Annotated in this window: 9 protein-coding genes; 3 read left to right on the top strand and 6 right to left on the bottom strand. The window is 65.0% G+C overall.

Features of this window, described 5'->3' with window-relative positions; translation table 11 throughout:
• Positions 1-19 precede the first annotated feature (19 nt).
• A complete protein-coding gene (locus C7402_RS46195; protein WP_133254427.1) occupies positions 20-529 on the top strand; it encodes a hypothetical protein in 510 nt (169 codons plus the stop codon).
• Positions 530-729: 200 nt separating this feature from the next.
• Here the strand turns inward: C7402_RS46195 and C7402_RS07640 are convergent, their stop codons facing one another.
• Positions 730-1,452, bottom strand: a complete 723-nt coding sequence (locus C7402_RS07640) for an IS6 family transposase (RefSeq protein WP_116610132.1) — start codon at positions 1,450-1,452, stop codon at positions 730-732.
• A gap of 156 nt (positions 1,453-1,608) precedes the next feature.
• Between C7402_RS07640 and C7402_RS07635 the strand changes: the two genes are divergently transcribed.
• On the top strand, positions 1,609-1,932 hold the full coding sequence (locus C7402_RS07635) for a hypothetical protein (RefSeq protein WP_425273767.1): 324 nt from the start codon (positions 1,609-1,611) through the stop codon (positions 1,930-1,932).
• Positions 1,933-2,418: 486 nt separating this feature from the next.
• Here the strand turns inward: C7402_RS07635 and C7402_RS07625 are convergent, their stop codons facing one another.
• From C7402_RS07625 to C7402_RS07605, 5 genes are all read right to left on the bottom strand, one after another.
• Positions 2,419-4,644, bottom strand: a complete 2,226-nt coding sequence (locus tag C7402_RS07625; RefSeq protein WP_116610130.1) for a TonB-dependent siderophore receptor — start codon at positions 4,642-4,644, stop codon at positions 2,419-2,421.
• A 165-nt stretch (positions 4,645-4,809) separates the two neighbouring features.
• On the bottom strand, positions 4,810-6,849 hold the full coding sequence (fhuB, locus tag C7402_RS07620) for a Fe(3+)-hydroxamate ABC transporter permease FhuB (protein WP_244314768.1): 2,040 nt from the start codon (positions 6,847-6,849) through the stop codon (positions 4,810-4,812).
• The gene (locus tag C7402_RS07615) at positions 6,842-7,816 is read right to left on the bottom strand and encodes an iron-siderophore ABC transporter substrate-binding protein (protein WP_116610129.1); all 975 of its coding nucleotides are present in this window, start codon (positions 7,814-7,816) and stop codon (positions 6,842-6,844) included. Before C7402_RS07615 ends, fhuB begins: the two co-directional genes overlap by 8 nt.
• On the bottom strand, positions 7,813-8,631 hold the full coding sequence (locus C7402_RS07610) for an ABC transporter ATP-binding protein (protein ID WP_116610128.1): 819 nt from the start codon (positions 8,629-8,631) through the stop codon (positions 7,813-7,815). The genes C7402_RS07615 and C7402_RS07610 overlap by 4 nt, the downstream gene beginning before the upstream one ends.
• Complete coding sequence (locus C7402_RS07605) at positions 8,628-10,295, bottom strand: cyclic peptide export ABC transporter (protein WP_482811987.1); 1,668 nt, start codon at positions 10,293-10,295, stop codon at positions 8,628-8,630. Before C7402_RS07605 ends, C7402_RS07610 begins: the two co-directional genes overlap by 4 nt.
• A gap of 276 nt (positions 10,296-10,571) precedes the next feature.
• Here C7402_RS07605 and C7402_RS07600 point away from each other — a divergent pair, with 276 nt between their 5' ends.
• Positions 10,572-11,357 (top strand): AraC family transcriptional regulator, encoded by a 786-nt coding sequence (locus C7402_RS07600; protein ID WP_116610430.1) that lies wholly within the window; start codon positions 10,572-10,574, stop codon positions 11,355-11,357.
• Positions 11,358-11,661: the final 304 nt, after the last annotated feature.

Here is an 11,661-nt window from a genome sequence, read left to right as displayed (position 1 = left end):
CGGGCGAAATGGGTCGTAAATGGATCTAGCAACGCTTAAGCAAATTGAAGACCTGAAGCGCAAAGCCGATGAATATCGGTCTCAACGGCTTTCAAGGGTGAGCAAGGCTTCGGAAGCTTTCAGTGAAACGATTGGAACAGACTTCTCCACGCATTTCAAAACGGCTGGGTTCACGGTATCGCCCGTGCCTCAGGGTATCGATGCGTGCTATGGCACACTGGTTTTCGCACTACGTAGAAGTGTGGCCTCGGAAAGCGGCACGTCCGACTCCTTCACCTTGTCCGGCGGCCCGCTGCAAGCGCCCCTGGAGATCTTCGTCGTTCACGAAGGACCGCCGGATTGGAGCTTCCCAACGACCGTCACAGGCGAGTATTCAGAACTCGAGCAAGCGCGTCGCGCGCTAGACTTTGCGTATAGGGCAATAGATGGACCACCCGCACGTTTCAAGTTATTGCTGTGCGAAAACAGCGGCAACACCTGCTACGCGTCGATGGCGGATCTTCTCAACCGATTTCTCCCGCAGTCTTGATTTTGATCGTGCGAAGTCAAAGCGTTCAAGGATAACGTTAAAGGTCGTCCAGACCCGCCTGCGGGTAACTTGACTGACTTCCCATCGACCGGCTTCGAGTCCGAACCGTTCGGCTCGCGGCGGTTCTGGGCCAGGTAGGCGCGAGGGTTCTGTCGCAGTAAGGCAAGCAGGACAAGCAAAGGCGACATGCGAAGGATAGCTTATGAAACCAATGAGTAAAATTGCTGGGCGGCAGACAGCGAGGTGCTGCCAGAACGTTGGAGTTGGTCTTTCTTGATCATGTGCATCAATTCGATGCCACTCAGAATGACGCGCGCGCAGTTGAAATCCTTGAACCCGAGCATCGGTCGGGTTCGGCGTTTGATGGCGCGATGATCCTGCTCCACGATGTTGTTCAAATACTTGATCTGACGAACCTTGATGGGCATCTCGCGCTCGGCATTCACCGCGTTAAGCGCGGCCTCATTGGAGCCGCTTTTGTCGATGGTCACCGTCTCGGGCGAACCGTTCTGACCGATCGCCTTTTCGAAGAAGCGCAGCGCAGCAGCCTTGTCCCGCCTGGCTCTGAACAGAAAGTCAATGGTGTTACCCGCCTTATCCACTGCGTGGTAAAGATACTTCCACGAGCCCTTGACCTTGATATAGGTTTCATCAACCCGCCAGTTCTTGCCGACCGGACGCTTGTGCTTGCGAAACGTCTTTTCAAACAGCGGCACCAGCTTGACGACCCAGCGATGTACCGTCGAATGATCGACACCAATGTCGCGCTCAGCCAGCATTTCCTCAAGATTGCGAAGGCTCAGCGAGTATGCCACGTACCACCGCACGCACAGCAGCATCACTTCAAGCGGATAGTGCAGCCGCTTCAGAACCCTGGCGATGCCCGGAGCAAGCGTAGTTCGTGGCGTCAGTGTCTTCTTCATCGTGCGACCAAAGCGTTTTCCTCAGCGTGGAATTTTACCTTCCCCGCGTTATTGCGACAGAGCCGGATTTTTCGCTTTCCCCGGTCAACCCTCTATTTTGGCGGTGCAGTCGGGATCATGATGATCGCGATGTGGTGACTTCTGGACATGTGTGATTTGAAACATCTGAACGCGCCGCGAACGCTGCTGGTCAGCGCGGCGAATGTGGTGGCGGTGATGGCTTTTGTCGTTGCCGGCGTGGTTCGCTGGCCGGAAACATCGGTCATGCTGGCAGGCGCAATCGCTGGCGGATACGGAGGTGCGCTGGTCGGGCGGCGGGCGCGACCGGACATAGTCCGCGCCATTACGCGTGATCGCCACGACTGGCATCACGCTGGCGTTTTTTGTAAAGACATATGGACCGATGCTCAGGCATTAATGGGAGAAAGTCATGCTGTGCGCTTTGCTCGATACGTTAGGATCTCTTGCGATCATGGTTAGCGTCGCCGCGCAACGCGACGCGTTTCGACGGCGTTCGAAAGGGGCGGGCTCCCCCCTCCGAAAGCTTGAATGAACGACTCAGGGTGTGAATCGGTTGCTCCCGCAGAGATTTTCGGGTGATTTCGGACGTGTATCGGCTTGTATGAAGCAGTTGCTCGGCCGGCGTGTTCTCGATTACCGGTTTATCCTTAAAGGGGATGTTTCAATAGCCGCCACTCATTTCATGGCACATCAGCAGCATTGCCATAAAAAGGTCTACGAATTCTCCACGTCGATTTCCGTCAACGTACCGATTGTGCTCGAAGAACTCGGTCTTCAATACGAACTGCACGCGGTGAACGTCACGACATGCAAACGCAACTCGCTGCGGTGTAATCAGCCCCATAGTGACTGGGGGGTGTGTCGAATGTGGCAGTTGCACACTGCTTGGCGGCACTTGGCTGAGTGTACGCCGCACGAGAGCAATTCGTGCGGCCACTCAACAAATCAGAAGTCCGATCTAACTGTCAACATGACATTACGCGTATCGCCGAACACGCTGTAATACGTGCTGGGCGGGCGAATATAATATTCGCGGTTGAACACGTTATTCAACTGCAACGACGCTTCTACGTGCTTGTTGAACCGATAGCCGATCTGCGCATTGAAAATCGCATAGCCGCCTTGTTCGACGCCGCGTGAAATACGCGTCTGCGCGAGCATGCCGCCACCCACGGAAAAACCGCGCAACGCGCCGCGCGAGAACGTGTATTTCGTCCACAGCTTGAACAGATGCTTCGGATCGGTGCCATCGGTTAGATCGGGCGAATCGTTCTCGTAGTGCGCGTTCAGATACGTGTAGCCCGCGTAGACGTTCCAGTCCGGCATCGGCTGGCCCGTGACTTCGAGTTCGACGCCCTGATCGCGCGCCTTGCCCGCCGAGACGTAGTAATACTGGTGCGCCGGATCGGCGACCGCGCGGTTGTTGTCGTCGATACGGAACAGTGCGGCGTTCGCATTCAGGCGGCCATTCAGGAAGCTGCCTTTCACGCCCACTTCATACTGCTCGCCCGAACGCGGCGGCAGGCCCGCACCCGAATACGTGCTCTCCGTTTGTGCGTCGAGAAAGCGCGCGTAATTCGCATAGGCCGTGAGCGACGGCACGATATCCCACAGCAGCCCCGCGGACGGCAGGAAGCGGTGATTGATCTGCGCGTTCGTGGTCCAGTCGGTGACGCTCGGCAGCGTCGATTGCGTGCGGTCCTGCAGGAAGGCTTCGCGGCCGCCGAGCACGAGCGTGAGCGGGTCGGCGAGCTTGATGCGCGCCTGCGCATAGACGCCGTACTGCACGGTGCGATGGTTGGTGCCGAAGGTGTAGGGCACGTCCACGGCGGGCACGGCGTTCGGATCGTAAAGACTGAACGCGCCGCCATACGGACCGGTGAGCGCCAGATAACCCGACTGCGCGCTCGACGTCATCACCGAGTAATTGGCGCCGATGGTCAGCGTGTGCGTCTGCCCGAACAGGCGGATCGGGCCCGATACGTTGCTGTCCGCGCCGAACCAGTCGTAGCTGGTGCGCTGGCGCTGATCGCCGAAACGCGCGAGTCCGTCTGCGGTCGCGCCGGGACCGGAGTACGCGTAATACGCCTTCGAGAGTTCGTGGCGATAAAACAGCGTCGTAGATGATTGCCAGTCGTTTTCGAAGCGATGCACGAGGTTTGCGTTGCCTTCCTGCAGCGAGGTGTACGCGTAGTTCCAGCTCGGGCTGAAGTTCTGCGTGAACGAACTCGGCACGCGGCCGGTGAGGGCGGTGCGCGTGCTGTTGAGCACGCCGCCCGCGCCGTAGTCGATGCCCGAAATCGGCGAGACCTGATAGCCGCCCGAGAGCGAGAGCGTCGTGCGCGGCGTGAGGTCCCAGTCGAGCGCGCCGTAGGCCATCACTTCCTTGCTGCGCGTGCGGTCGATGGACTGCGTGCCGTCGCCGCCCACCAGCACCGCGCGAGCGCGCACCGTGCCGTCCTTGTTCAGCGGGCCGGTCACGTCGATCATCTGGCGCACGCTGCCGAACGAATCGACCTGCGTTTCCGTGGCCAGATGGAACTGATCCTGCGGGCGCTTGCGCACGAGATTGACCACGCCGCCCGGCTCGCCCATGCCGTCGATCGAACCGCCCGGGCCGCGCAAGATCTCCACGCGGTCGTACATCGCCAGATCGAATTGAAGCTGATATTGCAGGCCGCTCAAGGTCGGCACGCCGTCGAATTCAATGCCGAGCTGCGAGCCGCGCGCGCGGAAATACGCGGTGCCGTCGCCGTAATCGATCGAACTCACGCCGGTGACGTAGCGCAGCGCATCCTGGATGGTCGTCACGTTCTGGTCGTCCATCTGCTGGCGCGTGAGCACCGAAACCGAGTTCGGCGTTTCCTTGATCGACTGCGCGACCTTGCCGCCGATCGTGACCTTCTTCGCGGCGTAGCTGCCGCTGCCTTCGGTGGTCGCGTCGGCGTCGTTCGCGCCCGATACCGTCACAGCGGGCAGTACCTCACCGTTCGCGGCAGGCGCGGTTTGCGCGCGCGCCCACGGCGAGGCGAGGCTCAGCGCCGCGAAGGCGAGTGGCGTCATGGTGAGCGCAAAGCGCGGCGCGGCGCGCGTGACGCGGTGCGGCGCCAGCCTCCACCATCCCGAAGCCGGCGCGCGACGCGCGCCACGGTGGTCTATTCTCGTTGTCATCGTCAATCATCCCACTGTTGAAAAAGGCCGAACGGCTTCCTCCCGCGCAAGGCGGGCTGTAAAAAAATGCGAGGGACGATCGTTATGGACGGGGTTGTGAGGGCCCCGTTTGCCCTTGCTGTGCTGCTTGATGTGCTATTTGCTTCGCTACCTGAAACCGCGCGATCAACGACGTGCGCCGCGCAATAACACCCGCGCCACGAGCCACGGTCCGCCGAGCAGCGTGGCGACGAGGCCCGCCGCCACCTCCTGCGGAAACGCGATTTGCCTGCCGAGCCAGTCGGCCGTGACCATCAGCAGCGCGCCGAGCGTCGCCGCCAGATAGAGCTGCGGCATGGGCCGCCGCGCGCCGGAAAAGCGCGCGATATGCGGCGCGATCAGCCCGACGAACGACAGCGGCCCGACGACCACGGTGGCGGCCGCCGTCGCGAGCGCGGCGAGCAGCAGCAACGCGAAGCGCGCTCGGGCCACCGGCACGCCGAGGCTCGCGGCGGCGTCCGCGCCCAGCGCGAGCGTGCCGAGCCAGCGCGCGGTGAGCGGCGCGACGGCGAGCGCGAGCAGCGCCAGCGCGGCCATGCTCCAGGCGATGCCGGGCGCGACGTAATACGTGGAGCCGATCAGCAGATCTACGAGCACGCCCGCGCGCGGATCGCCGCTCGACATAAGCGCGCCGACCACCGCCTGAAACAGCGCGCTGATCGAAATGCCGACCAGCAACAGACGCTCGGGCGCGAAGCGCGCGCGCCGGCCGAACCAGAGCAGCAGCATCAGCGTCGCGAACGCACCGGCCACGCAGCCCGCGAACAGCGCGGCGGGCACGAGGCGCTGGCTCAGGAACAGCACGGCGACCATGCCGAACATGCCGCCCGATCCCACGCCGAGCAGGTCGGGGCTCGCCATCGGATTCGCGGTCATGCGTTGCAGCAGCGTGCCCGCGGTTGCGAGCAGGCTGCCCGTCGCCAGCGCCGCGACGAGATGGGGCACGCGCCAGAACAGCAGGGAGTCGATATGCGCGCGGGTCGCGAGACCCCAGCCATCGGCGCCGCGCGAGACCATCAGCGAGAGCACGCAGACGAGCGGCAGCAGTACGGCCCAGAGCAGCGGCAGAGATCGCGGCGCACGCGGATCGTGGCGCGCGTCGGGCGTCGCAGTGGAATCGGGCCGCGTGCGCAGACGCGGCAGCAGCGCGATGAGCAAAGGCACACCGACGATTGCGGTCACGCTGCCGGTCGCGATCAGATGGGCCGAAAACCACTCCGCTTGCGCGGCGAAGCGCACGATTTCATCGGTGAGCCAGAGCAGGGCCGCGCCGGTGAGCGGCGCCCAGACGATCCGGTCGCGCAAACGCCGTGCGCCCGCCAGACGCGCCAGCAGCGGCGCGGCCAGCCCGATAAAGCCGATCACGCCGACTTCGGCGACGACGAACGCGGTCAGCGCCACGGCGAAGAACAGGGCCGCGCCGCGCATCCAACCGACCGCCACGCCGAGATTGCGCACCGTCGCGTCGCCCGCATCGAAGAGACTCAGCGGACGGTAGAGCAGCGCCGCCCCGAGCAGGCAGAACCCGAGCCGCACGGCCAGATGCAGCGCCGCTTGCCAGCCGCTCTGGTCGAGCGCGCCGCCGCCCCAGATCTGCAAACCGGCGAGCCGGTCGAAATGCACCACGGAGATCGCGAGACTGATCGCGCCGCAGTACAGGTTCACCACCATGCCGCCGAGGATCACCCCGAGCGGCGACATGCCTTGCGCCCTCGCCAGCGCGAACACGGCGAGCATCGCGACCGCGCCGCCCGCGAGCGCCAGCGTGTCGCGGCCCAGCACGAGCCAGCCGGGCATCCAGATCGTCGCGATCGAGAGCGCGAGATAGGCGCCGGGGAACACACCGAGCGTCATCGGTTCGGCAAGCGGATTGCGCAGCACCTGCTGCATCAGCGTGCCCGCGAGGCCGAGCGCCGCGCCACAGAGCAGGGTCATCGCGATACGCGGCAGCAGGCTGTAATGGACCAGCACCGCGCCCACGTCCTGCGCACCGACCGACGCGGGCATCGTGAGCGCGCTCCAGAACGGCGCGCCCGCGAGCGCGCGATGCAGGTCGGCGACGGCGAGGCACGCGGCGAGCGCGAACAGCGCGCCGACCAGCGGCAGACGCCAGTCGCGCGGCGGCGCGGCGCGCTGAAGCAGGGGCGGACGCGCGAGGTTACGCAAGGCCGCCTCCGCCGTTGTCGAGCGTGGCCCGCGCCACGGGCATGGCGGCGGCGAAGCGCTGCATCGAGACGAGACCGCCGAACGCGGCGATCACCGGCAGCACGGTCACGCGGCGTTCGCGGACGGCGGGCAGCGCGTGCCACAGCGGGCTCGCGTTCAGCGCGGCGCGCAGGTCGGCGTGCAGCGGACCGACCAGCAGGATGTCCGCGTGCGGCGCGTCGAACAGGCGTTGCAGCGCAACGGTGACCGATCCCGTCACGTTGGTCTGCCACGGCGCGCTATGCGTGCGCCCCGCCGCGTCGCGTGGATTCGCGGCATTACGCAAGCCGATACGCGCGAGCACCGCGTCGAACAGACTGCCCGCGCCGTAGACGCGAAAGTGCCGCTCGTCGAGCGCTTCGGCGACGATCACCGCACGTGCGGCATGGCGCGGCGTGTCCTGGATCGCGTCGGCGGCTGCGGAGAATGTGTGCTGCGTGGCGGCGATCAACGCCGTGGCGCGCGCCGGCGCGTCGAGCACGCGCGCCATCGTCGACGTTTCGGTGCAGAGCGCCTCGAACGGTCGCGCGGCGCTCATGTACGCGCCCAGCGTGAGCGTCGGCGCGATGCGTTGCAGCGGCGTCATCAACGCGGCGTGGGCGGGCGTGACGATCAGCAGGTCGGGCGCGAGCGCGAGCAGCACGTCGAAATTCGGCTGATAGAGCAGACCGACGTCGGCGACGCCCGGCGGCAGCGGCGGCGCGACGATCCCGCTCGTGTACCAGTCCGGCAGCGGAATGCCCACCGGCGCGCGGCCGAGCGCGAGCAGCGTTTCCGTCAGCTCCCAGTTGAGGACCACGATGCGCTGCGGCGAGCGTTGCGGGCTCGGTGATCGGGGCAGCGTCGCGGCGAAGCCTGACGGGGACGCCAGCGCGGCGAGCGCGGTCAGCACGCGGCGACGATGCGGATTCGCGGTCGTCGCGCTCATGCCGGAAACCCCAGGCGGCGTCCGCTCGCCGGATCGACGCTCACGCTCATCGGCACGCCGTAGATCGATTCGAGCCGCTGCGGATCGATGATGTCGGTGGCGCGCTCGCACATCAGCAGACGCCCCTCGCGCAGCGCGACGATGCGGTGGCAAAAGCGCGCGGCCATGTTCACGTCGTGCAGCACGACGACCGCGCTCATCGCGCCCGAGGCGCAGAGCGTGCGGACGAGGTCGAGCACCGCGAGCTGATGGCCCACGTCGAGCGCGGCAGTCGGTTCGTCGAGCAGCATGCAGCGGCAGTCCTGCGCGACCAGCATCGCGAGCCACGCGCGCTGGCGCTCGCCGCCCGAGAGCACATCGACGGGGCGATCGGCGTACGCGAGCACGTCGGCGGCGCGCATGGCATGGTCGACCCGCGCGTGGTCGTCGTCGCCGAAACGGCCCAGCGCGCCGTGCCACGGATAGCGCCCGAGCGCGACGAGTTCGCGTACGGTCATGCCGTCGGTGAGCGGCGTCTGCTGCGGCAGATATGTGACCTGACGCGCGAACTCGCGCGCGCTCCAGTGCGCGAGTGGGCGGCCCGCGTAACGGATCGCGCCCGCCGCGGGATCGAGCTGGCGGGCCAGCAGTTTGACTAGCGTCGATTTGCCCGAGCCGTTGTGGCCCACGAGTCCGGTCACGCGTGCGTGCTCGATCGCCAGGTCGAGCGGATGCAGCAACGTGCGGCCACCGGCGGCGTACGCGACGCCTTCGAGGGTGAAGGCCGCCTTTTTGTCTGCTTCCTTGTGTGCGTCTTCTTGCAGGATCGCGTTCATGCGGCGCTCGCCATGTCATTGCCGCTGTTTTTGTCGCTGTCGTGATCGTCCGCGAGGCCGGAACGCATCGCGCCGATCAGCCCGCTGTCGAGCTTGATGAGGCGATCGGCGAGATCGAAATACCGGTCGTCGTGCGTGATGACGAGCACGGTTTTGCCCTTCGCTTTGAGCTCCGGCAGCAGCGTGCGATAGAACACGTCCTTGAAGGCCGGGTCCTGATCGGCGGCCCATTCGTCGAACACGTAGAACGGTCGGTCTTCCAGAAACGCGACCAGCAGCGCGAGGCGTTTGCGCTGCCCCTGCGAAAGCGCGAGCGTGGAAAACGCGCCGTCTTCGATCCGCACCTTGTGGTCGAGTTGCAGCGCGACGAGCAGCGCGCGCGCCGCGCTTTCGCGCCCGGCGCTCAAACCGAGCAGCGAATCGAACAGATGGAAGTCGCTGAACACCACCGAAAAATGCTGTCGATAGGCGGCGCGCGTCGCGTCGTCCACGGCCACGCCGTCGACGAGCAGGCGGCCGCGTTCGGGCGCATACAGACCGACGAGCAGTTTCGCGAGCGTGGTCTTGCCGCTGCCGTTGCCGCCGACGAGGAACACGAGTTCGCCCGTACGAAAGGTCAGATCGATCGGGCCGAGCGTGAAGAAACCGTCTTCGTTTTCGTGCGCGTAACGATGCTCGACGCCTTCGAGCACGATGCGTGAGAACGCGGGCTGCGTGGCGGGCGCGGGCCGATCGACATCGGCAAGCCGGACTTGCTCGGGCGGCAGCGCGGCTTCGAGCTTGCCGATGCGCTCGAACGCCACGCGCGCCGAGCTGATCGCGGGCAACGCCGCCAGCAGCCCTTCCACGGGCATGATCAGATAAAGAAAGACGAGCGCGTAACCCGACATCACATGTGCGTCGGCGTCGAACAGACGGGCGAGCACGAAGATCGTCAGGCCGACGAAGCCGAACAGCAGCAGATTGCCCCAGCTTGCCGCGAGCGCATGCAGCACGTAGCCGCGCGTGCGTTGCGCGCGCACCGCTTCCACATGCGGTGCGAGATGGCCGCCGACGAACGCATCGGCGCGCGCGCGATGCAGCTTCAGTTCCTTGGCGCCGTCGAACAGCGCGCGAAACTGGCGCAACAGTTCGTCCTCGCGTTCGCGCGAGGCGCGCAGATGGCGCAGCGCGCGCGAGCCGACGAGATGCGTGCCGAACGTGCCCACGCCGAGCACCACGAGCGCGACGCCGAGAATCGGCAGCGACAGCATACCCAGATACGCGAGGCAGCCGGCGATCACCGCGCCCTGCATCGCAATGGACGGCAGGCTTACGAAGAACACGACGATGGTGTCGAGGTCCTGGGTCAGCGCGCCCAGCGCGCGCGCCGCGCCGCAGCGCTCCAGATCGCGGAACGATGCGGCGGCGATGCGGCCGATCGTCTGCATGCGCAGGCGCGCTTTTACGCGCTGGCCGAGATACATGAACAGCGTCTGGGAACCGACGCGCGTGGCGAGCACCAGCGCCGCGAGCAGGGCGAAGCGCACGCCCAGTTGCAGAAGTTGCGGCCCCGACGCCTGCAGCGCCTGGTTGATGAGCGCGACGAGCGCCGCGTTGGCGAAGCCGCTCACGAGACTCACGAGCAGGGCGAGCGGCAGAAGCCAGCGCGAACTGCGGATCAATGAAGCAATCAGGGGCATAAGTGGCGGAAAAATCGTCCGTGCGGGTGTTGACTGCGGAGTCGACCGTTTAGTCGATGACGCAGTCAGGCACGCGGTCAATCGAACGAATGAGAAGCATTATTGATTTCGAACGGGGTTCCGCCCGAAGCCTTGATGGGTAAGGAGATTACCGGCTTATGCGAATTAAAGGCGGACAGGTGATATCGAATTTTTGACAATTTTTGGTCAAATCCCACTATCATGGGCCACTTTCTTCCGCGCCCGTGCGCTCGTCCGATGAAGTCGTTTTTGCTCAAGCGCTACCCGATGGCCCGCGCGCCGCTGCCGCGCGAGGTCGCCGCGACGCTCGTGAACTACCGTCACGGCGAACGCGTGACGTGGCATCAGCATCGTCATGGTCAACTGGTGTTCGCGGTCAAAGGCGTGATTCGCGTGCTCACGCCCGCGCGGACGTGGACCGTGCCGCAGTCGCGCGCGGTGTGGCTGCCGTCGGATGTCGATCACGAACTGCACGCGGTCGGCGACACGGCGCTCTGCAGCGTCTATCTGGAACCCGATGTGTTTCCGTGGCCGTGGGACGACCCGGCCGTGATCGGCGTGTCGGCCTTGTTGCGCGAGCTCGCGCTCACGCTGGTGGAGGGCGCGGACAGCTATACCGCCACGAGCCGCGCGGGGCTCGCCGCGCCCTTGCTGCTGAAGGTGCTGGCGGAAACGCCCTGCCTCGCGGAGCCCGGCGTGCCCCTGCCGCGCGACGAGCGCCTGCTCAAGCTCTGCGAGCACATGATGAACGAACCCGGCAGCGATCTCTCGCTCGACTTCTGGGGCGAGCAGTTCGGCGCGAGCGGGCGCACGCTCGCTCGCCGCCTGCACGCGGAGACCGGGCTGACCTTCGTGGCCTGGCGTCAGCAGATGCGCGTGGCGGAAGCGATCACGCGTCTCACGCTCGGGCATTCGGTGGCGCAGGTGGCGAAAGATCTCGGCTATCGCAGCGCGAGCGCGTTCATCGTCATGTTCCGGCAGGTCACGGGCGAATCGCCGCAACGCTATCTGGCGTCGAGCTAGCTAACTCAATGTCATGCGGTAGGGGGCGCTTTGATTTTCGAGCAATTTTCCGGTTAGTCCTCGCTAGGCCTGGAGAGGCTTCGTCTTTCGGCGCTCTATAAATTTTCTTTCTAATCAGAGACCTGCTGAATCCCCATCTCGAACAGCCATACCCGTGGCGCTGGCGAGTGCGCTGCAACGTCGTGCCCGGCCCTTGATCTGGGGGGCGCAGGAGTAGTTCGGGGCGGTAAGGCCGAAAGTCATTTCATGAGCGGTCGCGGATAAGGCGAGAGGCGCATTTCGACCGATTCTGTTGAAAAACTCG

Origin of the sequence: Paraburkholderia unamae (genome assembly GCF_003096875.1) — a bacterium.
Lineage (GTDB): Bacteria > Pseudomonadota > Gammaproteobacteria > Burkholderiales > Burkholderiaceae > Paraburkholderia > Paraburkholderia unamae.
The sequence above is the reverse complement of the archived record's forward strand: the minus strand, read 5'-3'. Positions and strand labels throughout refer to the sequence as shown.